The sequence below is a fragment of the Parabacteroides sp. APC149_11_2_Y6 genome (assembly GCF_054506995.1).
In genome coordinates this window covers 4,051,967-4,078,748 of record NZ_CP173709.1, presented here as the reverse complement: position 1 = coordinate 4,078,748, position 26,782 = coordinate 4,051,967, and the positions used below count along the sequence as shown (strand labels likewise).

Genomic DNA, 26,782 nt, shown 5'->3' with positions numbered 1-26,782 from the left:
AATGTAGAAAAAACGCAATGAGGTGAATCCTAAGTCATCCCATTGCGTTTTTTCTATATTCTCATTATAAATAGATTTCTCCGAAATATTCGGGACAATGGAAATTAGGTTCGGGAAGGCCTATCGGACTCCAACTGACAAAATGCGGAAATGCCGTATTGTCGGCACATTTATAGAAATTACCCAGAATCTTTTCCGGTAAATTGTCAGGATCCAATCCCATCACACGAAAAGGAATAGCAACAACCAGTTCCCAGGAATGAACACCTGTTCTCTCGGTGAATGTGGCACGTTCCAGGGAAGAATAGCGGCGAATAGATGCATACTCATCCGGTGTCAGGGATTTTTTGACGTCACGGGACTGACGATGGGAGGCATCGCAGGTGCCGATACAGTTAAATTCAAAATTGTAGTAGTTGTGGTCGTCGACACGTTTCATGAAAAATTCCACACAACTATCCTGGTACACCGGGGACCCGTCTGTACTATATACAGCTTTGAGCGAATTTCCTTTTACAAAATAGCGGATGTACAAGTTTGCTTCTGTTCTTGCAATATCGAAAGCAACAATGGGTTTATAAGGATATTCTTCCCAGTTGACTACATCAATGGACTCCCGGCGTGCCTTGGCTTCCATCAGGTAGCCTACGGATGATAAGTCCAAAACGTCCAATGTTCCTAAATACGGTACTTTAAGTTTCTTCATTTTAATTATAGATTTGGAGTAACGGAAGCTGGAAATAAGCGGTCAGAAGCACAGATAAAGCCCCTATAATTGCTAATACAATGATGACCGAACCTACAATCCTATTTAACAACCATATACCTCTTACATTAAACCATTTCTTCAGTTTAGCTACTATATAGGTAATGCCGAACCACCAAAGCACGGCTCCTACCCCGATAAAAAATATACCGCCTATCAACATCCAGACCGAGTATTCAGGTAATATAAATCCGAACCGGGCGAATAATCCTATGTATAGTAATACAATTAATACGTTGCTAAAGGTAAGAAGAAATGCTGTAATAAAATCTTGTGTAAATGATAACTTTTTTTCTTTTTGTTTTCGAAGTCCTCTAACAGGGTTGCTTTGAAAAATATAGTATCCGAATATGCCAAGAACGATACTTCCTATTAATTGGAGAGGTGCCTGGTTGGCTTCTACAAAATTGACCACAACCCCCATCCCCAGGCAAGTGAGAGCTGCATATATTACATCTGAAAGGGCGGCACCCAAACCTGTGACAAAACCATGCCACCGTCCTTTGTTCAGGGTCCTTTGTATACATAACATACCTATAGGCCCCATAGGTGCGGACACCAATATACCTATAACAATTCCTTTACTTATCAATCCCAGCATCAACCTTTTATTTTCTGACTGTAATTTGCAAAGATAATGTCTATTCCCGATAAAAACATGTAAAAACAAAAAAATGGTCTGAAACAATTGCTTCAGACCATCTGTTTTTGTGTTCAATATCGTATATGTATGTACTACATTTTTATCCGGTTAGCACGGATATCTTTTAGTGTTTCCTGGAGCTTGTATACGATTTCCGGATGTTTTTCCGCTTCATTTTCCTGTTCGGTAACTTTCCGCATATCATATAGTTGAGGCGACTTCAGATAGCCTGTTTCGATTTTGGGTCCCCAGGGTACCATTTTAGGGCCGTTGCTGGATTCGATGTATTTCCAGTCTTTGGTCCGTAGGGATAAAGTATGGTCGCTTGCCTGTTCTACTACCCAGGGACGGTCGGTCGGGTCTGTGCCCAGCCAGTTCCCTAAACGGTTGTAACTGTCGGGGGCTGTTCCTTGAGGTAAGGTTGCTCCCACTAAAGTGGCGAGCGATTTGAACCAGTCGATTTGTGAAACCAATACATCGGATACCTGTCCTTTTTTCACTTCTTTCGGCCAGCTCACAATGGCAGGGATACGGGTTCCTGCTTCAAAAGCACTGTATTTTCCCCCACGGAGCGGTCCGCCCGGTTTGTGGTCACCTGCTAATTCTTCAGCATGGTCATCGTAACCGTCGTCCAAAACCGGACCGTTGTCGCTGGAAAGGATAATCAAAGTGTTTTCTTTAAGGCCGAGTTTGTCCAAAGCCTCCATAAGCTGCCCCACGCTCCAGTCAAACTGCACGATAGCATCGCCTCTTAGTCCCATCGGGTTCTTGCCTCTGAAACGTTCGTGCGGAAAGCGGGGTACATGTACATCGTTTGTAGCGAAATACATAAAGAATGGTTGGTTCTGGTTCTTTTTAATGAAGTCTATGGCATGAGTAACAATCGAATCTGCAATATTTTCATCTTTCCATAGCGCTTTGCCGCCGCCTTTCATATACCCGATTCGTCCGATACCGTTGACTATTGCCATATCATGCCCATGACTATGCTTAAGGTTATACAGTAATTCGGGATGGTCTTTGCCAAGGGGCTCTCCTTTGAATGGCTCTACATAACTGACCTCAATAGGTGCAGAAGGATCGTAATTGGCTACTTTCCCGTTTTCAATGAATACACAAGGTACACGGTCGGCTGTGGCAGCCATAATATAAGAATAGTCGAAGCCTAAATCGCCAAGCGCCATTGGGAGCGGGGCATTCCAGTCTTGTTCTCCGTCTTTATCTCCTAATCCCAAATGCCATTTGCCAATGGCTGCGGTTACATATCCGCTGTTTTTGAACATATCCGCAATCGTATAACGTTCAGGGCGGATAATCATACCGGCGTTTCCTGCAGCAATATCTGTCCCCGGCCGTCTCCAGGCATATTCGCCGGTGAGCATGGAATAACGTGACGGGGTACTGGTTGCAGCAGTTGCATGAGCGTTTAGGAAACGGATTCCATTTGCTGCCAGTTTATTAACATTGGGTGTTTCAACACGGGTGCCATCATAGCATTGCAAATCGCCATATCCCAAATCATCGGCATAGATAAAAATGACATTAGGCGTTTGTTGTTTTACTTCTTTCCCTTTTTGTGCATGGGACGGAATTGGGACAAATAGCGATGCCCCGAAACCTAAACCAATTAAGACGTTTGATTTCATGATATTATTGTGTTATTTGTTGTTTATCAACATGCTCCGTTGCAGGAGAATGAAATGCCCGATAAAGGTAGTAAAATAGTTGACAGTTGACAAGTGACAGTTGACAGTTATTTCGGCTTTCAGCCGAGCCGTTTCGTATACCGGGTGCGAAGCCTAACTGTCAACTGTCACTTGTCAACTGTCAACTTAAAACGGTCTTCCTCCTCTTGGTCCGCCGAAACGTCTTCCTCCACCCATCGCATCGGCAGCGGTAGCCCCCCCTTTGAAGATGCTGAAACGATAGATGAAATGTACCATGAAGTAACTGCTTAACGTGTTGTATTCCGAATCTGTGATATTTGTCGCCGTTACACTTCGGGATATGTTGCTGCGTTGTTGCAGGATATCGTATATTTTAAAACGTAAAGTACCGGAGTTATTTTTCAGGAAAGAAAAAGAAGCGGCGGCGTTCCATAATACTTCTTGTTGTTGGTAGCCACTGGTATATCCGGAGTTTGTGGAATAATTGATGTCGCTTTCAACCTTAAAGTTCAGAGGCAGATAAATAGTTGTGCTTCCGCCTACTCCATAATTAAACACATTCTGGTTATTTTGTGCCTGAAGGGAGTTTGTTGTTCCATTATAGCTGAAATTACCGTTTACTCCTAAATCGAGATAGGTGGAACGAAAATCGATACCGGCTCGTTCTGTAACGACAATGTTCTTGTTGGTGTTCTTTTCTCCGTTAATAAAACCATTGCTGTTATTGAAAGAGCCCATTGTCATCGTATTTACCGAGAATTTCTTGTTGCGTAACGGGGTGTTGAGCATTACACGGGCATTGGCCCCGTAATTCCCGTTTACGTTTTTATAGGTGGTGATTTTCTTTCCGCTTTCCTTATCGTATTCGGAATAGCTTACGATATCATTCATTACATAGTTTCCGTTTACCATAATCATGAATGCCCGTTGCTTTTCAGGAATAAATTTCTGAAAACGGATGGATAGATTATTGGTATACTTGGGGTTCAAATCCGGATTACCGATAACAGTATTCAAAGGGTCGGTCACATCGGCTACCGGCTGTAGTTGTGTCATGCTGGGCTGGCTGGTCCGGCCACTGTATTGGATACGCAGATTCGTGCGTTTGTCAAACAGGTAATTGAACTGTGCCATAGGGGAGAGGTTGACAACGCTGCGTGAATATTTGGAAAAAATGCTGTCTCCTACGAAATTTTCGCTGCTACTGTATGAAGGGTCCAGATTTAATCCTAACGTATAGTTGAATTTTGCCCGTTGTGATTTGAAGCTGAGGCTTACCCGCTGATTGATAAAATTATTGCGGTAGCTTTTGCTATAGGCAGTATCCAACTCTGTGTAATCTTGGGTTTCATCAGACCAGGCAAATGTCTTTTTTAACGATTCCTGCCTGTTCTGCCGGAAACTATAAGTGGCTTGAATAAAGTTATTGTGCCCGATAGGTTCTACCCACGACAGGTATGCCCTGTAATTATAACTGTTGTTGTCGTAACGGAATTGCTGGTCGATGATGGAGTCTTTATTCAGAAGTACATAATCTGTTTCCGAATAGTTCATTCCGTTATTATATGAATCACTCAATCCTCCGGAGAGTGAGAAACTGAATACACGTCCCTTGCTGTTCAGCTTACGGCTGAAGTCTACATTCAGGTTCAGATTATATCCTCTCCCTTCCGATGAGTAGTCAGATTTTCCTTTATTTATAGTGTCCGAGTATTGGGTAAGTGTTTCGAAATCTCCACTTTCAACATTCCGGCTTTGGCTGTATCCGAAGCTCGGACGGACGATAAGCTGAGTCAATGTATCGGGTTTCCATTCCATACGGAGGTCTGCCCCGATATTATTATTGGTTGTATTACTATAATTTCTTTCATTATAATATGTACTGCTGTCACCCGTTAAAATATTTTGCTGGTTGCTTTTGCTGATTGCTTCATTATCGGAGTGTGAATAACGTGCATTACCTCCGATTGTCATTTTGGAATTAAATTCTTTACTGAAGTTTGCGCCTGCATTTCCGGAAGAGGTGATACCATTTCCTGCTCCCCGTCCGAAACCTCTACGGCCACCGCCTCCCATACCGGAGAACATGGTGGAAGCCAGGTCGGAGAATCCCATATTGTTGGTGTTGTTAAGCCCTCCCATAATCGTAAACTGGTCATTATTTATGAAACGGTTTACCATCGCATTCCCTTCATATCTGTCCTTGCTTCCGTATCCTGCAAACGCATTACCAAACCATCCTTGTTTCATGCCGGGTTTTACGGTCAGGTTGATTACGGTTTCTTCCTCTCCATCGTCGAATCCGGTCATGATAGCCATATCACTCTTTTTATCGAGAACCTGTACTTTCTCAATCATCTTGGAGGGCAGGTTTTTAGACGCGACTTTCGGGTCGTCGGAGAAAAACTCTTTCCCGTCTATCAATACCTTTTTGATTTCTTTTCCATTGACTGTTACTTTTCCTTCGCTGCTGACTTCCACACCGGGCATTTTTTTCAGAAGGTCTTCCAACATGGAACCTTCGGCAACTTTATAAGAATCGGCATTATACTCCATCGTGTCGTTCCGGACCACTACTTCCGGGGCTTTGCCTATCACGACAGCTTCTCCTAACTGGATACTTCCATCGGCTAAGGCAAGTTTGCCTAATTTAACAGGATTATTTTTTCCGGTAATACGAAGTGGCTGGTATAGCGGATCGAAACCGACAAAAGATACGTGCAATAAATAGCTTCCGGTCTTTATATTCTTTAGTATAAAATCTCCGTTTCGGGCACTGGCTACGCCGCCAACCATAGAACTGTCTTTCACATTCAGTAATCGTATAGTTGCCTGTTCGATTGGGTCGCCGGTTCCTTCCTCAACAATTGTCCCTGTAATGTCAACCTTTCCCTGCTGTGCGTATGTGGATGTAGCCAGTAGAATTAAAAACAGAATTAAAAAATATCTTCCCGATTTCATAACTTTTGTATTAACTTATCCGATATTAAGCTTGACAAGATAGACGCAAAAACAGGAGGGAAGTTTAATAAGGGTTGGCCTGATTTTAATTTATTAACAAATTACAGAATGCCTGTCAGTAATGGTAAATAGTCATGGAGAACATGGCGCAGAATCCTTAAAGCCTGCGAGATTCGGTATTCTACGGTTTTTATAGATACGCCGAGTTTTTCTGCAATTTGTGCGTTTGTACATTCTCCGAAACGACTTAAAGAAAATGTTTCCCGATAGGTTTCCGGCAGGTTTTCAATCGCTTTCTGTATATTTTCTGTTAATTCATTGATAAAATAATAATCTGGGTCTTCAAACTGGTCTTTAATTTTTTCATAGATTTGGTTATGAATACGTTCATGATATTGTTTTTTCTTGATAGCATTCAGGCAGCGATGTTTGGCTGAGATAAAAAGATATGATTTCAATGATGTCTCAATCACCAGGTTTTCTCTTGTTTCCCATAGAAAAAGCATTAAGTCTTGTATTAATTCTTCAGAATCTTCATCTGATATATATTGGGATGCATATTCGCAGAGGGGGGAATAATATTTAATAAACAGTTGTTTATAAGCTATATTATCTCCCTGCTGTAGTAGAGTTACTAAATGATTGTCATCCATGCCCTTTCCCCCTTGTTTGGTAAGCCAAAATAACGTGAGAAATGTTAGATTTATTAGATTCTCTGGCTTTGGTAAACCAATCGGCATAATAAATCCGAACATCCCACGCCTATAAAGGCACAGGCATCCAAGCTAGTATCTTGGGGGGTGGGATATTTACCAGATATCGAGAACCGAGATAATGTCTAAACGCTTCTACGTTGTTTTAGTCTTTAGGACAAAGATAAAGAAAACTCACATAAAAACGGTGGAATAAGGGGAAATATGGGAGGCGTAATTATTTTTCTTGTATAAAAAGTTACATTTTTTTATTTCCAAGACGAGGACATCTACCGGAAAGCCTGTAGATACCGGTTTAATATTTTTTTCATGCCCATCTTTCTTTTAATCGACCTGATGTTTTTCAGAAAACTACCCTTTGAATATTACTTTTGATTACGATTTAAATATGTTTTAATAGCTGTTTTTCTTTCTTTTTATAGATATGGTTTTTAATTATTATAATTATCAAAATAATAAATCATAAGATAGAATCTAAGAAATCTTCGAGTCGTTTTTTTATGTGAAAGGCATAAAATGTGAAAAGAATACTTGAATTTCTAAATGGCTGGGAGTTTGTTTAATGTTAACTGAAATTTTTTCTAAAATAAAACATCTTTCGTTTAGGGTATGGTTTGCCTGGGTTTGTCTTATATATAGAATGAGACAGGAAGATAGACATATGATAGAAATGGAACCGGATACATCTTTACTTTTCAAGTACATAAAAGGTAGCGTATCGGAAGAAGAGAAATGCCAGGTGGAAAAGTGGCTTTTGACTGATAAAGAGAATGAAAGAACTTTGTTGCAGATTGCAGACCTTTATTATGCATTTCAAACACAAGAGCGGATACTTTCGAGAGATACTTTGACCGCTTACCGGAAAGTACAGAAGCGAATCACAAAATCGAACAGAAGAATCGGGCTATATCGTATATCTATTGCCGCTGCTTGTTTTTTAGGTGTTCTGATATTGTCTACGGCAATTGCATTCCGGATGCAACAATCTTCAATTCCCAACCAACAGTTTATAACAGTCCGTGCAAACATGGGGATGCGGACAAGCTTTGATTTGCCGGATGGATCAGTTGTTTATTTAAATTCGGGAAGTACGTTGTCATATCCTTTGCCATATGACAAAGATGAAAGAAGGGTTACGCTGATTGGAGAAGGCTATTTTAAGGTTGCACATAATCCGGAGAAACCATTTATTGTCAGTGTATCCGAAGATAAAATGCAAGTGAGGGTTTTAGGTACCGAATTTAATCTGCAAGCTTATGAAAATGATGATATCATACAGACAACACTGGTAAATGGTTCTGTTAGTCTGGAAATGAATACTAACCGGGGAATCCGGATAAAAGAAAAGCTTGTCCCTTCGGAAAAGGCGGTCTGTGATTTAAAAACAGGGCGTATCTCCATAAGTAATGTGAATACCGTATACGAAACGGATTGGGTGAACGGACGTTTGATGTTTAAGGATTTGCCTTTGCCTGAAGTGCTGAAAAAATTGTCCTATTTCTATAACGTCAGGTTTGAAATAGAAGACTCGGTTATCAATACCTATTGTTTTACCGGTGTTTTCGAAAATAAGCAGTTGAACCAGGTGCTTGAATATTTGAAAATATCATCTCAAATAGATTATGCTATCAAGCAGACCACTCGGGATGATAGTGAGGGAATACAACATACGGTTGTAATTCTGAGAAAGAAAAAATAGAAAGGATGTTTTTGATGTTTAACGTTAATGCGATGCCTATGGAATAAGGGAACAATGACAGACCCTATAAAAACATACGGAAAAATGTTACCAGCATCTTTCCGTATGAAAAAATTCAATAGCCGGTCTTTAAACAGAGCTAAAGAACTCATTTTTTTAATCTTAAATCAATTACAAAAGTATGGTAAAGATTCATTATTTCCAATATAAAGGGAATATTAATGCCTTTATATTGCAGTCTAAAATCACAAGAATCATGAAGTTGACCAGTCTATTACTTTTTTTATCAATGGGATTGGCCTTTGCATCACAGTCATATGCGCAAAAGGCGGTACTCTCGATGAATATGACGAATCGAACGATTCTGGATGTATTGGAGGAGATAGAGACACAAACTGATTTTCATTTCTTTTATAATAGTAAGATTATTGACGTTCACCGGAAAGTTTCAGTGGATGTGAAAGATAAATCGGTTTTTATGATCCTGAATCAGATATTTGAAAATTCAAATATTGCTTATAAAATTGTAGACAAGGATATAATTCTTACAGTAGGCGATGCTCCTAAAAGTACACAGGACAAGCGTAAGATAGCAGGAGTTGTCAAAGATAAACATACAGGTGAGCCTGTTATAGGTGCGAATATATTGGTGAAAGATTCACCGACAAATGGGACTGTGACAGATGTGGATGGTAAATTTTCTTTAGAGGTTTCTTCCTCGGATATATTATTGATTTCCTATATCGGTTATATTTCAAGTGAAGTTCCGGTCAAAGGGAATAATGTGATTCATGTGGAAATACAGGAAGATACAAAACATTTGGAAGAGGTCGTTGTGGTTGGCTACGGCACCCAAAAGAAAGTAAACCTGACAGGTGCTGTAAATGTGATTTCTGATAAAGATTTTAAAGACCGTCAGGCATCGACTGTATCGCAGTTGCTACAAGGCGCAGCCCCGGGGTTTAATTTTGATATAGGTACTCAGGACGGATTTGAACCGGGAGCAACGATGAATATCTCAATTCGTGGTATGGGCTCTCTAAATGGGGGATCGCCATATGTTGTCATAGATGGTTTTCCCGGCGATTTAAATAATTTGAACCCGGAAGATATAGAGTCTGTTTCAGTATTAAAAGATGCTGCGGCATCTGCAATTTATGGTGCAAGGGCGCCTTATGGCGTAATTTTGATTACGACGAAGAAAGGTAAACGAAATGAAAAAGTAAGTGTTTCTTATACGGGGAATCTGATAATTAAAACTCCGCAGAAATTACCTAAAAGCCTGGATTCGTATACTTGGACCCGACTTTTAAATGAAGCGGGAGATAATATGGGAGGACATCCGTTCAGCAATGAAACCATAGACCGTGTAATTGCCTATCAGAAAGGAGATTTTGATTATATCAGAAACTCGATACCCAATTGGCCAGCTGGAGCAACAATTTTCGGAGCAATGCCGGAAGGGAATGTATGGAACAATGCAAACTTGAATTATGCCAATACCGATTGGTGGGATATTTATTTCGGAAACAGTGTGAATCAAAAACATGATATTTCATTGCATGGAGGTTCAGATAAAGTTTCGTATTACTTTTCAGCAGGTTATATGGATGATAGTAGTGTGCTGAATTATGGTACGGATTACTTTAAAAGAATGAATACCTTAGGAAAAATCAGTGTGGCCATTACTGATTGGTGGGATTTTGGCTATGAAACACGCTTTGCAAAGAAAATCAGGGAGAAGCCGAATATGACCAATGAGGGTGATTATTCTTTTTTGTATCGGCATATTTCTCGAAATTATCCTATTACACCTTTATATGACGGATTCGGTAATTATATGTTTGAGTCTCATATTCCTTCCATGCAGGCAGGGACAGACAAACAAGATGATATTGATTTCTGGAATAACTTTCGGATGGAACTTCGCCCGTTGAAGGGATGGAAGATTAATGCAGATTTTGCTTATAATGTATATAACCAGGAAATTTCAGAAGTGGAAAAGTATATATATACATATGATATAAATAATCAACCATATGAAAACGGTATAAGTATCCCGAACAATCTGACTCGGAAGAAATATATAAAAAAGTATTGGACGACAAACATCTATACTTCATATGATTTTGATATCAATGAGGAACATAACTTTACCATTTTAGCGGGTATGCAGTTTGAACGGGGAGATGAGTCATGGGTTCAAGGTTATAAAACTGATTTAATTTCGGAAAAAGTACCTTCATTCCCGACAGCAACAGGTGATGCTCTTTTATCAGAGGCTTTGGCACATAATGCTACGGAGAGTTATTTTGCAAGATTGAATTATAACTATAAAGAGAAATATTTATTTGAAGCGAATGTTCGCTATGATGGATCGTATGTTTTTCGTAATGGAAAAAGATGGGGAACATTTCCTTCCTTCTCGATTGGCTGGAATTTGTATAATGAGTCATTCTGGAAAAATATTGAGCCTTATGTCAATACAATGAAAGTCCGTGCATCTTGGGGGCAATTGGGGAATCAAAATATCTCTCCATACAGTGACTTGGAATTAATTCCTATCTCTGCGGATAAATTGAATTGGATATTTAATTATGGCTCAACAAGGCCTGTGGGGTATACTTCTGGACCTAATTTGGTGAATAGGAATTTGACATGGGAAACGGCTGCAACTACCAATGTCGGGGTGGATTTGTCTTTCTTAAATAATCGATTGTCGGCTACTGCGGATTGGTTTGAAAGACGGACTATTGATATGGTCGGACCGTCTCAGGCGATGCCGGGTGTATTGGGTACGAGTGTTCCAAAAGAGAATAATTCGACTTTGCGAACCCGCGGTTGGGAAATCAGTTTGAACTGGAAACATGCGTTGGAAAACGGGCTATCGTATAATATCGGTGTAAGTTTGTATGACTATAAATCTGTCGTTACAAAATATTTTAATCCGACAGGAACATTGTCTACCTGGTATGAAGGAGCCGAAGTCGGAGATATTTGGGGATATACAGTGAATGATTTGTTTCGCTCGCAAGAGGATCTGGATTCATATTTGTCAAAAGTCGATATGACTCATATTGCCGCCGATTGGAATACCGGAGATTTAAAATATGAGGATATAAATCATGACGGTAAGGTCAACAACGGAACGAATACGATTGGAGATCATGGTGATTTATCGGTTATCGGTAATGATCAACCCCATTATCAATATACGATAAACGGAGGCGTGTCTTATAAAGGTTTTGATTTCTCTATGCTTTGGAGAGGCGTTGCTAAAAAGGATATGTATTTCTACCGTGGGTCTAATATATATTGGGGATTTATGGGCGGTTGGTGGGAGTCTTGTCTGACTCCTGAACATTTGGATTATTTTAGAGATCAGCCGGGTTCTAAATATAGCGGATTATATGAAGGGGATGCCAATATAAATACGGATGCTTATTGGCCCAGACCTTATTTGAATAATACGGAAGAAGCGAAGAATAAAAATCATGCGAATACGCGTTATCTGCAAAATGCGGCTTATTTACGTTTGCAGAATGTTCAGGTAGGCTATAATTTCCCTCGTAGCATTACTTCAAAGATGCATTTGGAAAAGCTTCGGATCTATTTCTCCGGAGAAAACTTGTTGACATTCTCGAAGTTACCGAACGGGATAGATCCGGTTGCTCCGGTAGGCTTCCCTACAGGTGGTGAATTTTTTGGCACAGCCGGTTCGGGACGCTTGACCTATGGTGCCGATAGAATTTATTCTATTGGTTTGACTGTGACATATTAAGTTTAATTTATTAAAGAGAAAAGGTTATGAAACGATACATATTGATAGCAGTCTCATTCATGATATTATTATGTTCATGTGAGAAGTTTATTGATTTGCAGCCAATGGATAAGATCACGATGGATGACTATTGGAGCACTTCAACGGAATTGGAGTATTACACACGTCAGTTTTATCCTTCTTTTAGCCCTTGGACACAAATGGTTGCTGATCTGGGCACGGATAATGATGATATGATTGTCGGCAGTCCAAGTGTAATTATGAATGGAGCCCGTTCTAAATCAACAGGTAACTGGACCGGAGAATGGACAAGTATTCGCAATATTAATATATTCTTTGAAAATTACACAAAATGTGCGAGCGGGTATGATGCTTATAAACAGTATTTGGGTGAGGCCTACTTTTTCCGGGCTTGGTTCTATTTCAATTTGTTGAAAAAGTATGGGGATGTCCCTTGGTATTCGCATGTACTCGAAATGGACGATACCGAAGCATTAATGCGTCCTCGAGATTCCCGTTTGTTGATAGCGGATTCTATATTGGCGGATCTGGATAATGCCGTTGTGCATCTTGAATTGAGAGAAGATGTCGGTAATAACCGTATAAATAAAGAAGCTGCATTGGCATTTAAGACGCGGGTTGCATTGTTTGAAGGTTCTTGGCAAAAATATAATGCCGATACGGAGTTTGGGACAGCCGGTGCTGATCCGGCTAAATATTTTAGAATTTGCGTGGAAGCAGCGGGAGAGCTAATGAAAGGGGATTATAAAGTAGGTATCTATAATACGGGTAATCCAGATGAAGATTATTATAAATTGTTCGGTTTCGATAATATGTCGGATATTAATGAAGTACTTTTATACCGGGCTTTCAATGCTGCTGAAGGGGCTGGTAATGCTACTCAGGGATTTATTACGTATAACAGCGATTCGAAGGGGATTACTTGGGAACTTGTTTCTTCTTATTTGGGTAAGGATGGCAAGCTTTACGACTATTTGAACACAGCTGCGACCCATAAGGGTAATGCCTTTTTGACGAAAATAGCGGAAGACTGTGATGCCCGTTTAAAATCGACAGTCTGGATTCCTGGAGATTTAATGTCGGTTGGAGAAAATGCTTATTTTACCAGACCCGCTATTGAAGGAGGTGCTTTACAATTGTGTCCGACTGGTTTTCAGATAAAGAAAACAGCAAATCCAAGTTCTCCGGCTGCTGGTAAATCTTGGGAGACTCAAGCGGAAACAGGGCTTATCCTTATACGGTATGGTGAAGTTTTGCTTAATTATGCAGAGGCAAAGTGTGAATTGGATAATTCGGTTGCATATGATGCTTTGAATTTATTAAGAAAACGGGCAGGAATGCCTGATTTTACCGTTAATGCGCAAAGTTCGGACAAAAATAAGATGGACTATGGCTATTCTATTACCGACGAGCTATACGAAATTCGCAGAGAAAGAAGAGTCGAAATGGCATTGGAAGGACAGCGGGATGAAGATTATATGAGATGGGCGGCAAGTGCTTTATTTAAAAATAAAAGACCGAAAGGATATCCCGTTGATCTTACACAATATCCTGATTTTAAATCGAAGGTAGATGAAAATGGACTGATTGATTATTTTAAAGGTGTAATGCCAAATGGCTATCAGTTCAGAGAGAAACAAGATTATTTGTATTCAATTCCACAAGATGAGTTGACATTGAATCCAAATCTGAAACAGAATCCGGGATGGAATTAATCATAAAATTGTACTAGTATGAGAAAGAATTTGAATATGTTATTTTATTGCACTTTATGCATGTGCTTATTGTTGTGTGGCTGTTTGAATATGCAGGCAGAAAAGAAAGGAGACAATATAACAAATAGTAAAGGAATTCCAGAATATTATGTGGCAGCTTACATTTGGCCTTCTTGTCATGATGATCCGATGGGGCGTGAAGTTCTGTGGCCGGAAGGGACAGGGGAATGGGAAATCATTAAAAAAGGAAATCCTCGTTTTGAGGGACACTATCAGCCGAAAGTGCCTCTATGGGGATATGAATTGGATAATGACCCAAAGGTAATGGAGAAATGGATTGATGCCGCTACAGAGCATGGTGTAAATACTTTTATTTTTGACTGGTACTGGTTTAATAATGGTCCGTTTTTGGAAGGTTGTTTGAATGATGGCTTTTTGAAAGCCAAAAATAACCATAAAATGAATTTTTATATTATGTGGGCAGACCATGATGTAGCACGAAATTATTGGAATGTTCATCGGTATAAAGAGGATGATTCTCGCTTATGGGATGGAGCTATTGATTGGGAAAACTTCAGGATAGTGGTAAAACGTGTCATTGAACAATATTTTAAACAACCCAATTATCTGAAGTTGGATGGTAAACCGGTATTCTCTGTTTTTAGTCTGGATAACCTGATTAAAACGTTTGGAAGTTTAGAAGAAACTTGTAAAGGTTTGGAATATTTCAGGAAAGAAGTGAAAAAAGCAGGGTTCTCGGATTTGCATATTCAGTTAATGGCAGGAGGTATGCCAAATGATGACTTGCTGAAAAAGATTGAGACTTTGGAGATTAATAGTTTAACGCAGTATAATTGGGGTGGCCCGATCTATGAAGATTATGTCCGTTGGGGAACAGAAGCATTGGAACGTCTTCAGAAATGGGATGAAGCGGTCTCTATTCCCTATTTCCCGAACGCTTCGATTGGATGGGATGACACTCCACGTTTTCCTCATAAAACTCAGGAAGATGTGGTACATCTCAATCAGTCTCCACAAAGTTTTGCAGCCTTTTTGCAAAAGGCAAAAGCGTATTGCGACAAGCATCCGGAGCATCCGAAGTTAATCACTGTTTATGCATGGAATGAGTGGGTGGAAGGTGCTTACTTATTGCCGGATATGAAATATGGTTTTGATTATTTGGATGCCGTAAAAGATGTTATGATAGATGGTAAATACGAAAGATATACAAAGTAGCAGCCATTAGAAAATATTTTTTAGCCCTTACAAATCTGCCGGTTTTTCCGGATAGAGTTTGTAAGGGTTATTTTATTGTGTAGGGAATTAATCCCATTATTGGGATAAATTTGTAGATAATATCCCTTTATCTTACTTTTGTAAAGTCACTTATCGAGATAATTCCGGGTAAGTGGCTTTATTATTAAACTTTATAATCTAATATTGTATGAAAGCGAATTGTCTCTTCTTGTTTTGTCTCCTGTTTCTTTGTGCTTGTCAGGCTCCACCAATAGAGGAGTATAAAATTATTCCACAATCGGTATCGGTCTCGTATACACCGGGATTTGTCAAATTGAATAAGTTACCGGTGATAGCTTATTCGGATGGATTGTCAAATGAAGCGAAATTATTGCAATCTTATTTAGCTTCTGATTTTTCTTTAGATACGGATTTGAAAGAAGGTGTGAAAAAAGCGGACATATCACTGATATTGGAACCTACGGTCTTATCGGAAGAAAAAGAGGGATACATATTAAACGTAGCCTCCGGGAATATTCAGATTCAAGCAAATACACCGGCTGGTGTCTTAAATGGTATTCAGACATTACGGCAGATAATAAAGGAGAAAGATGGTAAATATCAGGTACAGAAAGCGATAGTGACCGATTATCCGGCTTTTTCGTGGCGTGCATTTATGCTGGATGAGGGACGTTATTTTAAAGGAAAAGATGTTGTACTGAGTTTGTTGGATCAAATGGCTGCATTAAAAATGAATGTTTTTCATTGGCATTTGACAGAAGACCATGGATGGCGTATAGAAATAAAGAAATATCCCCGGTTGACAGAAGTGGGTGCTTATCGTGATTCTTCAGAGATAAATCATTTTGGAAGTAACGTATACGATGGAAAGCCTCACGGAGGATTTTACACACAGGAACAAATAAAGGAAGTGGTTGATTATGCTGCAAAACGTCATATAATGGTTGTGCCGGAAGTGGAAATGCCAGGTCATGCCAGTGCGGCAATCGCTTCCTATCCCTGGTTGGGTACAAGTGGCAAACAAATAAAAGTTCCATGTAAATTTGGTGTTCAATATGATGTTTATAATGTGTCGGATCCTCGTGTAATTCGGTTTATGGAAGACGTGATGGATGAAGTTATAGCATTATTCCCTGCTCCCGTATTTCATATAGGAGGGGATGAAGTCAGGTATGACCAGTGGAAAGAATCCCCGGCTATCCGTTCTTATATGGCTAAAAATAAGATTAAAACACCAGCAGAATTACAAGTGTTTTTTACAAATAATATGTCTAATTTGTTAGCCGACAAGGGACGTAGAATGATGGGCTGGAATGAAATTACAGGAGCTAAATTGCATGAATACCAAGATAAATCAGATACGGAAGTCAAACAACAACTGGCTTCCGGCACGATTGTTCATTTTTGGAAAGGAGATCCTAAGCTAATTAAAGAAACAATAGAACAAGGGTATGATATTGTAAATTCATATCATGAATATACTTATCTGGATTATACATATGAATCGATTCCTTTAGAAAAAGCGTATTCATTTAATCCTGTGCCCGATGGATTGACGGATGTGCAGCAGAAAAAGGTTTTAGGTTTAGGTTGTCAGATGTGGGGTGAATTTGTCCCAACTGTGGAGAGTCTGAATTTGAAGGTTTTTCCACGTTTGGCTGCTTATGCTGAAACCGGATGGACTGATATTTCGAACAAAGATTATACTCGTTTTGTGCAAACATTGGATATTTTTAAAGAAAAATGGGCTGCGCAAGGTATTGTAATTGGTTCGGAAAAGTAAAGAATGTTCAAAAGTATTAGGGGAATGATTATTGATTAATGCAAAGAGTAGTCATGTATGTGCGGAAATTCATCGCGTACGTGTACCATTAATAACCGTTTGTTGTGTTAAAAAAAAGATGAAAAAAAGTTGTGGAAATATTTGGAAGCTATGTTCTACAGCACTACTTTTGCACCCGCATTCGAGAGAGAACGGCGGTTGAACATGATGAAAAAAACTTTTAGAAAAAAACTTCCTGAAACATTTGGAAGTATAAAATAAAAGTCCTTATCTTTGCATCCACGTTCGCAAAAATAACGAGTAGCGAAACAAGTTCTTTGAAAGATTTACATATCAACTAAAGTAGTACAAGAAAACGTAGAAATACGAACATACCGTCAAGGAAAAGAGACTACGATAAAAAGGATAGTTATATTCTGGGCAAGACAAACAAAATTAACAACGAAGAGTTTGATCCTGGCTCAGGATGAACGCTAGCGACAGGCTTAACACATGCAAGTCGAGGGGCAGCACAGGTAGCAATACCGGGTGGCGACCGGCGCACGGGTGAGTAACGCGTATGCAACTTACCTATCAGAGGGGGATAGCCCGGCGAAAGTCGGATTAATACCCCATAAAACAGGGGTCCCGCATGGGAATATTTGTTAAAGATTCATCGCTGATAGATAGGCATGCGTTCCATTAGGCAGTTGGCGGGGTAACGGCCCACCAAACCGACGATGGATAGGGGTTCTGAGAGGAAGGTCCCCCACATTGGTACTGAGACACGGACCAAACTCCTACGGGAGGCAGCAGTGAGGAATATTGGTCAATGGGCGCGAGCCTGAACCAGCCAAGTCGCGTGAAGGATGAAGGTTCTATGGATTGTAAACTTCTTTTATATGGGAATAAAATGCGGGACGTGTCCCGTTTTGTATGTACCGTATGAATAAGCATCGGCTAACTCCGTGCCAGCAGCCGCGGTAATACGGAGGATGCGAGCGTTATCCGGATTTATTGGGTTTAAAGGGTGCGTAGGTCGTAATTTAAGTCAGCGGTGAAAGTTTGTGGCTCAACCATAAAATTGCCGTTGAAACTGGATTACTTGAGTGTGTTTGAGGTAGGCGGAATGCGTGGTGTAGCGGTGAAATGCATAGATATCACGCAGAACTCCGATTGCGAAGGCAGCTTACTAAACCATAACTGACACTGAAGCACGAAAGCGTGGGGATCAAACAGGATTAGATACCCTGGTAGTCCACGCAGTAAACGATGATTACTAGGAGTTTGCGATACAATGTAAGCTCTACAGCGAAAGCGTTAAGTAATCCACCTGGGGAGTACGCCGGCAACGGTGAAACTCAAAGGAATTGACGGGGGCCCGCACAAGCGGAGGAACATGTGGTTTAATTCGATGATACGCGAGGAACCTTACCCGGGTTTGAACGCATTTGGACCGGGGTGGAAACACCCTTTCTAGCAATAGCCATTTGCGAGGTGCTGCATGGTTGTCGTCAGCTCGTGCCGTGAGGTGTCGGCTTAAGTGCCATAACGAGCGCAACCCTTATCACTAGTTACTAACAGGTCAAGCTGAGGACTCTGGTGAGACTGCCAGCGTAAGCTGTGAGGAAGGTGGGGATGACGTCAAATCAGCACGGCCCTTACATCCGGGGCGACACACGTGTTACAATGGTGGGGACAAAGGGCAGCTACCTGGCGACAGGATGCCAATCTCCAAACCCCATCTCAGTTCGGATCGAAGTCTGCAACCCGACTTCGTGAAGCTGGATTCGCTAGTAATCGCGCATCAGCCATGGCGCGGTGAATACGTTCCCGGGCCTTGTACACACCGCCCGTCAAGCCATGGGAGCCGGGGGTACCTGAAGTCCGTAACCGCAAGGATCGGCCTAGGGTAAAACTGGTGACTGGGGCTAAGTCGTAACAAGGTAGCCGTACCGGAAGGTGCGGCTGGAACACCTCCTTTCTGGAGCACAGAGATATGACTATGGTGGTCTCATAAACAAGACAGTATGTTCTTGTACTACGGTTGAATATGTATTCATATATAGATCTCGACAAAAGAAGAGAGAGAAAACAAGAAGCTGGGATGACAATCCCGGGCTAGAAAAGTTGACAGTCCTATAGCTCAGTTGGTTAGAGCGCTACACTGATAATGTAGAGGTCGGCAGTTCAACTCTGCCTGGGACTACTTCTTAAAAGTTGACAGTTGACAATTGAAAGTTGACAGTTAACGATAAAGAAAAACTCAAATCCGGTTTACAGTCAGAGTGTGGGACAAAAAACAGTCCATTGTCACATTTCAACTGTCACCTGAACCTTGGGGGATTAGCTCAGCTGGCTAGAGCATCTGCCTTGCACGCAGAGGGTCAACGGTTCGAATCCGTTATTCTCCACAAAAAAAGGGATATTGGACAACATAGTTGCTTAATTGTCAACTGTCACTTGTCAACTGTCACCTGAAAAAGATCTTTGACGTATTGGACAACTTCAAAAAAAAGTAACAAAACAGAGCAAGCTGAAGATATATCAATCCGGCACTAATCGGTGCCGTGTATAAAGAAAGTAAGCAAGGGCAGACGGTGGATGCCTTGGCTCTCGGAGGCGAAGAAGGACGTGATAAGCTGCGATAAGCTTCGGGTAGGTGCAAATAACCATTGATCCGAGGATTTCCGAATGGGGCAACCCGGTTGGTAGAAGGCCAATCATTCCGTAAGGAAGGCAAACGTGGGGAACTGAAACATCTAAGTACCCATAGGAGAAGAAAACAACAGTGATTCCGCAAGTAGTGGCGAGCGAACGCGGAACAGCCCAAACCGTTGTTGTTTAGGCAACAACGGGGTAGTAGGACCACGACGTGGCAAAAACTCAGGGAAGTGGAACGTTCTGGAAAGGACGGCAACAAACGGTGACAGCCCGGTACACGACTCCCTGACGCAGCCTAGTGGTATCCTGAGTAGCGCGGGACACGAGAAATCCTGTGTGAATCAGCGGGGCCCATCCCGTAAGGCTAAATACTCCCGAGAGACCGATAGCGAACCAGTACCGTGAGGGAAAGGTGAAAAGAACCTCGAACAGAGGAGTGAAATAGACCCTGAACCCGTCTGCCTACAAGCGGTCGGAGCCACATTAAGTGGTGACGGCGTGCCTTTTGCATAATGAACCTACGAGTTACTTTCTCCGGCAAGGTTAAGTATTTCAGGTACGGAGCCGAAGCGAAAGCGAGTCTTAACAGGGCGACATAGTCGGAGGGAGTAGACGCGAAACCAAGTGATCTACCCTTGGTCAGGTTGAAGGTTGGGTAACACCAACTGGAGGACCGAACCGGTAAGCGTTGAAAAGCTTTCGGATGAACTGAGGGTAGGGGTGAAAGGCTAATCAAACTTGGAGATAGCTCGTACTCCCCGAAATGCATTTAGGTGCAGCCTTTATTTAGTATAGCATGAGGTAGAGCGACTGATTGGATGCGAGGGCTTCACCGCCTATCAAGTCCAGATAAACTCCGAATGCGTGCTATATATTGATAAGGAGTGAGGGCGCGGGTGCTAAGGTCCGCGTCCGAGAGGAGAAGAATCCAGACCATCAGCTAAGGTCCCCAAATAACGGTTAAGTTGAACTAACGAAGTCAGACTGCAGAGACAGCTAGGATGTTGGCTTGGAAGCAGCCATTCATTTAAAGAGTGCGTAACAGCTCACTAGTCGAGGAGTCCGGCGTGGATAATACTCGGGCATAAACCGTTTACCGAAGCTATGGATGTGGTAACACATGGTAGGGGAGCATTCCAGTGGCGTCGAAGGTGAGGGATAACCCTTGCTGGAGTAACTGGAAAAGCAAATGTAGGTATAAGTAACGATAAAGGGGGTGAGAAACCCCCTCGCCGAAAGACTAAGGTTTCCTGATCAACGTTAATCGGATCAGGGTAAGTCGGGGCCTAAGGATAAGCCGAACGGCGATTCCGATGGAAGAAAGGGTTAATATTCCCTTACTAGTACAGTGAGCGATGTGGAGACGGAGAAGTGACAATCCTGCCATCTGACGGAATAGGTGGTTAAAGGGTGTAGACGTCGATGGGTGTAGGCAAATCCGCACCCAGAGTCGAACCTGACAGTATGCCGAGTGCTTGCACAAGGCAATATGGATGTAAACAGGCTCCCTAGAAAATCCGCTAAGCATATCATTGTAGTACCCGTACCACAAACGGACACACGTAGTTGGGTTGAAAATACTGAGGCGCTCGAGTGATTCACGGTTAAGGAACTAGGCAAATTGACCCTGTAACTTCGGGATAAAGGGTCCCACTGTAACAGGTGGGCGCAGAGAATAGGTCCAGGCAACTGTTTAACAAAAACACATGGCTGTGCGAAATAGAAATATGAAGTATACAGCCTGACACCTGCCCGGTGCTGGAAGGTTAAGAGGAGATGTCATCGCAAGAGAAGCATTGAATTGAAGCCCCAGTAAACGGCGGCCGTAACTATAACGGTCCTAAGGTAGCGAAATTCCTTGTCGGGTAAGTTCCGACCTGCACGAATGGTGTAATGATCTGGACACTGTCTCAACCGTGAGCTCGGTGAAATTGTAGTATCGGTGAAGATGCCGATTACCCGCGATGGGACGAAAAGACCCCGTGAACCTTTACTATAGCTTTACATTGAATTTGGGCACTTGATGTGTAGGATAGGCCGGAGGCAACGAAGCAGGTACGCCAGTATTTGTGGAGCCGTCGTTGAAATACGGCCCTTTGATTGTTTGAGTTCTAACCCGCGGCATGCGGGGACACTGTATGGTGGGTAGTTTGACTGGGGTGGTCGCCTCCAAAAGAGTAACGGAGGCTTCTAAAGGTACCCTCAGACCGATTGGTAACCGGTCGCAGAGTGTAATGGCATAAGGGTGCTTGACTGGGAGACAAACAAGTCGATCAGGTAGGAAACTAGAGCATAGTGATCCGGTGGTTCCGCATGGAAGGGCCATCGCTCAAAGGATAAAAGGTACTCCGGGGATAACAGGCTGATCATTCCCAAGAGCTCATATCGACGGAATGGTTTGGCACCTCGATGTCGGCTCGTCACATCCTGGGGCTGGAGAAGGTCCCAAGGGTTGGGCTGTTCGCCCATTAAAGTGGCACGCGAGCTGGGTTCAGAACGTCGTGAGACAGTTCGGTCTCTATCTATCGTGGGCGTAGGAGATTTGAGGGGTTCTGACACTAGTACGAGAGGACCGTGTTGGACAGACCACTGGTTTACCGGTTGTACCGCCAGGTGCACCGCCGGGTATCTAAGTCTGGATTGGATAAGTGCTGAAAGCATCTAAGTACGAAGCCAGCCTCAAGATAAGATCTCCCTCAAGGGTCGTTGTAGACTACAACGTTGATAGGCTACAGGTGTAAGGGCAGTAATGTCGAAGCCGAGTAGTACTAATAGCCCGAGACTTTCTTATACATAAAGGATTGATATATCAGCAGATGGCGAAAGCCATATGGCTCGAAGAGTTACTCCAAAATATGGAGTTGTCCAGTCAAAATCTTAATAAACGATATTAAGGTGGTTATAGCGTTGGGGATCCACCTCTTCCCATTCCGAACAGAGAAGTTAAGCCCAACCACGCCGATGGTACTGCGTAAAAGTGGGAGAGTAGGTAGCCGCCGTCTTAAACAAGCGAAAGCTTAGAGAGGAAAAGGAGTTAGTCGAAAGGCTAGCTCCTTTTTTCGTATGTGGCGATATGGGCACGGAAAGAAGAACGAGGTACGCTTAATCCGGGCTCATACTGAAATCCTGAGGGGATTAAATTTTAAGCATAAATATTAGCAAGCCTGAATAAGAAAAAAGTGACATCCCTCACCCCTCTGAGTTGTGCCCTGAAAGCTTTTATTTTAGCATTGAAGGATTCACTTGCAGCATTGGTTGGTCGTCTTCTAAAAAAGGCAACAATATTTAAGTAATGTGCTTGTATAGTCCTGGCTACAGTTCCAAAAGAAAGAAAACCGGATCTGTCTACCTCGTCATACCAATGTGCCAGGCGTGTCAAGGCAATATCTGCCGATTTTACCTGGTGATATATCAAGCCCAGCCTCATGCTTAAGTAATAGGCTTTCTTAATATCGGGATATTCCCGGAAAAGAATCCTGGCCCTTTTTCTTTGGCTCTCAGACCAAAGTTCATCTTTCTTGAATAAAAGGTACCGGCTTCTTGCCAACAGTTGTTTGCGGCTGTCCCCATTCTCAAATGTTTCAGGGACAAAGGGCTGACCGGATGTTTTGCATAGGTAAGCTCGACCATTTCTTTATCCAATGCCTCCCATCGTGCCTTTATACGCATTTCCTGTACAGCTTCAAAAGCGAGCTTCTGAACATGAAAACGGTCGATAACCTGTTTGGCGGCAGGAAAACAAACACGGGTTATCTGAGCCATATTGGGAGCCATGTCCAAGGTGATTTCACGAACCTGAAAACGCCTGCGACGGGAAAGTTTGAGCAATACTTGAGAAACCTTTTCTGCGGATGTACCTTTAACCATGGCGATGATGGTACCTTTTTTACCTTTCGCATCTTTGTTTATCAGGATTGTATACAACTCTCCTGAAGAAAGAGCTGTTTCGTCCAGCCCGACATAGGGCCCTATGTTTTTCTCGAAGAGAATCCACTCTTGGGCATGGGAACGCTGTTCCCAATTCTTAAAATGACTCAGATGATTTTTGTATTGCGACTCCAACTGTTTAGCATCCATCCCGTAATGATCCGCCAAAAGACTAATGCTTAGAGCTCGAGAGTCGATCCAATGCTTTTAAAAAAGACGCAAACTCTGTCGTTATTTGCGTTCCTTCTGCCACTAATTTCCAATTGCGGCTTACATATTTACCTGTACGGTGATTGAACCAGCGACGTTTCTTGATAAACAATAAACAAGTACGACTACGCATCGGATAATCGTGCATCCTGACTTGTTCATAAAAACCCTTGCTCTCTAATTTGTCTGTTGTATATTCCGTGGGATGTATATTCTTCTCTTCAAAGTATATTTCTACCTGATCTGGCTTTTCTTGGAAATCTGACAACTCAAAATAATCGAACATTCCATCTGGAAAGATAAAACGAAGAAATTCATCGTAACTCATTGCTTTTCTTTTTTTACTCAGGCTAAGATACGATTTATTATTTTAATCCCTCAGATTTTCGGTATGAGCCTTAATCCGCTCTATCCGCGTTATCCGTAAACATAGTTCTTCGAAAATATAGTTATTCCTATGATTGAATATCCGGTAAGATATTTATCTTCGTGATTTGAATAAGATATTTTGTAAGACATGAGGAGAAGAACATTTCTTAAGTCATCCCTATTAATTGGTACAGGTACTGGTTTAAATCGGCTTGTATATGCAGAGAATCCACTTGAAAAGAAACGAGTAAAGAAGCCTCATGTCATTTTTATAATGACAGACCAACATCGTGGGGATGCTTTGGGATGCATGGGCAATCGGTCTGTAATCACTCCTAATATTGATAAATTGGCGGAAGAGGGAACTTTGTTTGCTTGTGGTTACTCTTCTTCTCCGAGTAGTACTCCGGCACGTGCAGGGCTGTTAACCGGAATGTCTCCCTGGAAACATGGTATGTTAGGATATGGGCGAATGGCGGAAAAATATACTTATGAAATGCCTCAAATGCTAAGGAACCTGGGATATTATACTTTTGGTATCGGAAAAATGCACTGGTTTCCACAAAAAGCCCTTCATGGTTTTCATGCGACCTTAATAGATGAAAGTGGTCGTGTCGAGACTAAAGATTTTATCAGTGATTATCGGGAATGGTTTCAATTGCAGGCTCCGGGAGAAAATCCGGATCTTACAGGTATCGGCTGGAATGCACATAAAGCTGGTACTTATGAATTGGATGAACATTTGCATCCTACTTCATGGACGGGGCAGACCGCTTGTGAATTAATACAGAATTATAATAGTTACAAACCTCTTTTCCTGAAAGTTTCTTTTGCACGTCCTCATAGTCCTTATGACCCTCCTAAACGCTATCTGGATATGTATCGGAATGTGGAAATCCCGCTCCCGGCAATTGGAGATTGGTGTAGTCAGTATGCTGAAAAAACAGATCCCCTGAAGGCCTCTCCGGATGCCGCTTTTGGAAATTTTGGAGAGGACTATGCTGTGAATTCACGCCGGCATTATTATGCAAATATAACGTTCATAGATGATCAGATAGGACAAATAATAACAGCGTTGAAAGAGAAGGATATGTATGATGATGCTATTATCTGTTTTACCGCAGATCATGGAGACATGTTAGGCGATCATTATCATTGGAGGAAAACGTATCCTTATGAAGGCTCTTCACATATTCCTTTTGTCGTGAAATGGCCGTTAGGTGTTTCCAACGTGCTCCCTGGCGGAACGAAAGTAGACAAACCTGTAGAGTTAAGGGATTTTCTGCCGACATTTATAGAGTTGGCAGGAGATTCTGTTCCACCGGATATGGATGGTATGTCTTTATTAAAATTGGTTCAGGGAAAACAAAAAGAATGGCGTTCATATATAGATATGGAGCATGCTACCTGTTACAGTGAGGATAATTACTGGTGTGGATTAACGGATGGTAAAATTAAATATATCTGGAATTTCCATACAGGGAAAGAACAATTGTTTGACTTGCAGAAGGATCCGTTGGAATTAAAAGAATGTTCCGGAAAACCAGCTTATTCTAAAATATTGAAAGATATGCGGCAGGCTATGATTTTGCATCTATCGGAACGTGGAGAAGAATTTGTAAAGGATGGCCAGTTGGTTGTCCGTAAAAACACCATGATATATAGCCCGAATTACCCTCAGATAAAAAATATATAACCTGATTAAACAGTGAATAATATGACAAGAAAATGTATGCTCCTGTTCATAGGAGTTTGTTGTGTGGTGAGTTCTGTAATGGCTCAGAAGAATTCAGTTTTACTATTTCCGAAAGGAGCACCGGGTGAGGTAGCTAAACTGACAGAAAAAAGTAGTTCCGAAGGAGATAAAATAGGAGGTGAGCCAGTATTGCGTATGACCGATGTAAGTGAGCCTACTATCACAATCTATCGGGCTCCGGATGAAGTTGCCAGTGGAGCAGCTATGGTCGTTTGTCCGGGAGGCGGATATAACATACTTGCATACGACTTGGAAGGAACTGAAATATGCGAATGGTTGAATAATATAGGTGTAACGGCTGTCCTTTTGAAATATCGTGTTCCACGCAGAGAAGGCAGGGAAAAACATGCAGCCCCTTTACAGGATGTACAGAGGGCGATAGGTTATGTTCGTGCTCATGCCGAAGAGTTGGATATAGACCCTAACAGAATCGGGGTTATGGGCTTTTCTGCAGGTGGACATCTATCCGCAATGGTAAGTAACAACTTTGCAGAACGAACTTATCCGGCTGTGGATGCTGCAGACAAAGTGAGTTGCCGTCCTGATTTCTGCTTGTTGGTTTATCCGGCCTATTTGAGTGGAGATAAATTTCAGTTGTCACCAGAGTTAAAAGTATCCTCTGCGACACCTCCGACCATGCTTATTCAGGCAGAAGATGATAATCCGCATATATATAGCAGCCTGTTTTATTATTATGCTTTGAAAGAAGCAGGTGTTCCGGCATGGATGCATCTCTATAGTAAAGGCGGTCATGGGTATGGTCTGCGCGATACGGGAGCTGCTGTGAATGAATGGCCGGATAGAGTGGAAGATTGGTTCCGGGAGATTGGTGTGATAGAATAAAAAAGTTAATAGAGTACAGAGATACCTG

The 26,782-nt window shown here is 41.8% G+C and carries 15 protein-coding genes, 2 tRNA genes and 3 rRNA genes; 12 read left to right on the top strand and 8 right to left on the bottom strand.

The features are described 5' to 3' along the window. Positions 1-64 precede the first annotated feature (64 nt). The 5 genes from ACGE0T_RS17065 to ACGE0T_RS17045 form a co-directional block, all read right to left on the bottom strand. Positions 65-706 (bottom strand): carbohydrate-binding family 9-like protein, encoded by a 642-nt coding sequence (locus ACGE0T_RS17065; RefSeq protein ID WP_459187780.1) that lies wholly within the window; start codon positions 704-706, stop codon positions 65-67. A 1-nt stretch (position 707) separates the two neighbouring features. Beyond that, the gene (locus ACGE0T_RS17060; protein WP_459187779.1) at positions 708-1,367 is read right to left on the bottom strand and encodes a LysE family translocator; all 660 of its coding nucleotides are present in this window, start codon (positions 1,365-1,367) and stop codon (positions 708-710) included. A gap of 134 nt (positions 1,368-1,501) precedes the next feature. After that, complete coding sequence (locus ACGE0T_RS17055) at positions 1,502-3,055, bottom strand: sulfatase family protein (protein ID WP_459187778.1); 1,554 nt, start codon at positions 3,053-3,055, stop codon at positions 1,502-1,504. Between the two features lie 186 nt (positions 3,056-3,241). Next, positions 3,242-6,037, bottom strand: a complete 2,796-nt coding sequence (locus ACGE0T_RS17050; RefSeq protein WP_459187777.1) for an outer membrane beta-barrel protein — start codon at positions 6,035-6,037, stop codon at positions 3,242-3,244. Between the two features lie 101 nt (positions 6,038-6,138). Then, on the bottom strand, positions 6,139-6,690 hold the full coding sequence (locus ACGE0T_RS17045; protein ID WP_459190501.1) for an RNA polymerase sigma-70 factor: 552 nt from the start codon (positions 6,688-6,690) through the stop codon (positions 6,139-6,141). A 700-nt stretch (positions 6,691-7,390) separates the two neighbouring features. Here ACGE0T_RS17045 and ACGE0T_RS17040 point away from each other — a divergent pair. From ACGE0T_RS17040 to rrf, 10 genes are all read left to right on the top strand, one after another. Further along, positions 7,391-8,449, top strand: coding sequence for a FecR family protein (locus ACGE0T_RS17040; RefSeq protein ID WP_459187776.1), 1,059 nt, complete (start codon positions 7,391-7,393; stop codon positions 8,447-8,449). Positions 8,450-8,705: 256 nt separating this feature from the next. Next, on the top strand, positions 8,706-12,230 hold the full coding sequence (locus ACGE0T_RS17035; protein ID WP_459187775.1) for a TonB-dependent receptor: 3,525 nt from the start codon (positions 8,706-8,708) through the stop codon (positions 12,228-12,230). 26 nt (positions 12,231-12,256) lie between these two features. Beyond that, positions 12,257-13,966, top strand: a complete 1,710-nt coding sequence (locus ACGE0T_RS17030; RefSeq protein ID WP_459187774.1) for a RagB/SusD family nutrient uptake outer membrane protein — start codon at positions 12,257-12,259, stop codon at positions 13,964-13,966. Between the two features lie 18 nt (positions 13,967-13,984). Next, positions 13,985-15,202 carry a glycosyltransferase WbsX family protein gene (locus ACGE0T_RS17025; RefSeq protein WP_459187773.1) on the top strand — a complete coding sequence of 406 codons (1,218 nt, stop codon included), beginning with the start codon at positions 13,985-13,987 and terminating at the stop codon, positions 15,200-15,202. A 208-nt stretch (positions 15,203-15,410) separates the two neighbouring features. Next, positions 15,411-17,006 carry a beta-N-acetylhexosaminidase gene (locus ACGE0T_RS17020; RefSeq protein WP_459187772.1) on the top strand — a complete coding sequence of 532 codons (1,596 nt, stop codon included), beginning with the start codon at positions 15,411-15,413 and terminating at the stop codon, positions 17,004-17,006. A 438-nt stretch (positions 17,007-17,444) separates the two neighbouring features. Continuing rightward, a 16S ribosomal RNA gene (locus tag ACGE0T_RS17015) occupies positions 17,445-18,969 on the top strand. A 151-nt stretch (positions 18,970-19,120) separates the two neighbouring features. Continuing rightward, a tRNA-Ile gene (locus ACGE0T_RS17010) sits at positions 19,121-19,194 on the top strand. 131 nt (positions 19,195-19,325) lie between these two features. Continuing rightward, positions 19,326-19,399 (top strand) — tRNA-Ala (locus ACGE0T_RS17005). A gap of 163 nt (positions 19,400-19,562) precedes the next feature. Further along, positions 19,563-22,440, top strand: a 23S ribosomal RNA gene (locus ACGE0T_RS17000). Positions 22,441-22,540: 100 nt separating this feature from the next. Continuing rightward, a 5S ribosomal RNA gene (rrf, locus tag ACGE0T_RS16995) occupies positions 22,541-22,651 on the top strand. Together the 16S, 23S and 5S rRNA genes with 2 tRNA genes alongside form the textbook arrangement of a ribosomal RNA operon. Positions 22,652-22,791: 140 nt before the next feature. Here the strand turns inward: rrf and ACGE0T_RS16990 are convergent. From ACGE0T_RS16990 to ACGE0T_RS16980, 3 genes are read right to left on the bottom strand one after another with little or no spacing between them, the layout of a single operon-like run. Beyond that, on the bottom strand, positions 22,792-23,196 hold the full coding sequence (locus tag ACGE0T_RS16990; protein WP_459187771.1) for an ISL3 family transposase: 405 nt from the start codon (positions 23,194-23,196) through the stop codon (positions 22,792-22,794). Further along, positions 23,079-23,726 (bottom strand): ISL3 family transposase, encoded by a 648-nt coding sequence (locus tag ACGE0T_RS16985; protein WP_459187770.1) that lies wholly within the window; start codon positions 23,724-23,726, stop codon positions 23,079-23,081. Before ACGE0T_RS16985 ends, ACGE0T_RS16990 begins: the two co-directional genes overlap by 118 nt. Before the next feature lie 22 nt (positions 23,727-23,748). Further along, the gene (locus ACGE0T_RS16980; RefSeq protein WP_459187769.1) at positions 23,749-24,114 is read right to left on the bottom strand and encodes an ISAon1 family transposase N-terminal region protein; all 366 of its coding nucleotides are present in this window, start codon (positions 24,112-24,114) and stop codon (positions 23,749-23,751) included. Between the two features lie 189 nt (positions 24,115-24,303). Here ACGE0T_RS16980 and ACGE0T_RS16975 point away from each other — a divergent pair, with 189 nt between their 5' ends. Continuing rightward, entirely contained in the window at positions 24,304-25,851 is a 1,548-nt protein-coding gene (locus ACGE0T_RS16975) for an arylsulfatase (RefSeq protein ID WP_459187768.1), read from the top strand. A gap of 21 nt (positions 25,852-25,872) precedes the next feature. Then, complete coding sequence (locus tag ACGE0T_RS16970; RefSeq protein ID WP_459187767.1) at positions 25,873-26,754, top strand: alpha/beta hydrolase; 882 nt, start codon at positions 25,873-25,875, stop codon at positions 26,752-26,754. Positions 26,755-26,782 lie beyond the last annotated feature (28 nt).

What these genes read in the sequence shown, in the direction of transcription:
- ACGE0T_RS16975 (WP_459187768.1), top strand. Translation starts at nt 24,304, where the DNA reads ATGAGGAGAAGAACATTTCTTAAGTCATCCCTATTAATTGGTACAGGT.
- ACGE0T_RS17060 (WP_459187779.1), bottom strand. Translation starts at nt 1,367, where the DNA reads ATGCTGGGATTGATAAGTAAAGGAATTGTTATAGGTATATTGGTGTCC.
- ACGE0T_RS16970 (WP_459187767.1), top strand. Translation starts at nt 25,873, where the DNA reads ATGACAAGAAAATGTATGCTCCTGTTCATAGGAGTTTGTTGTGTGGTG.
- ACGE0T_RS16980 (WP_459187769.1), bottom strand. Translation starts at nt 24,114, where the DNA reads ATGAGTTACGATGAATTTCTTCGTTTTATCTTTCCAGATGGAATGTTC.
- ACGE0T_RS17055 (WP_459187778.1), bottom strand. Translation starts at nt 3,055, where the DNA reads ATGAAATCAAACGTCTTAATTGGTTTAGGTTTCGGGGCATCGCTATTT.
- ACGE0T_RS17020 (WP_459187772.1), top strand. Translation starts at nt 15,411, where the DNA reads ATGAAAGCGAATTGTCTCTTCTTGTTTTGTCTCCTGTTTCTTTGTGCT.
- ACGE0T_RS17050 (WP_459187777.1), bottom strand. Translation starts at nt 6,037, where the DNA reads ATGAAATCGGGAAGATATTTTTTAATTCTGTTTTTAATTCTACTGGCT.
- ACGE0T_RS17035 (WP_459187775.1), top strand. Translation starts at nt 8,706, where the DNA reads ATGAAGTTGACCAGTCTATTACTTTTTTTATCAATGGGATTGGCCTTT.
- ACGE0T_RS17030 (WP_459187774.1), top strand. Translation starts at nt 12,257, where the DNA reads ATGAAACGATACATATTGATAGCAGTCTCATTCATGATATTATTATGT.
- ACGE0T_RS17025 (WP_459187773.1), top strand. Translation starts at nt 13,985, where the DNA reads ATGAGAAAGAATTTGAATATGTTATTTTATTGCACTTTATGCATGTGC.
- ACGE0T_RS16985 (WP_459187770.1), bottom strand. Translation starts at nt 23,726, where the DNA reads ATGGATGCTAAACAGTTGGAGTCGCAATACAAAAATCATCTGAGTCAT.
- ACGE0T_RS17045 (WP_459190501.1), bottom strand. Translation starts at nt 6,690, where the DNA reads ATGGATGACAATCATTTAGTAACTCTACTACAGCAGGGAGATAATATA.
- ACGE0T_RS17040 (WP_459187776.1), top strand. Translation starts at nt 7,391, where the DNA reads ATGAGACAGGAAGATAGACATATGATAGAAATGGAACCGGATACATCT.
- ACGE0T_RS17065 (WP_459187780.1), bottom strand. Translation starts at nt 706, where the DNA reads ATGAAGAAACTTAAAGTACCGTATTTAGGAACATTGGACGTTTTGGAC.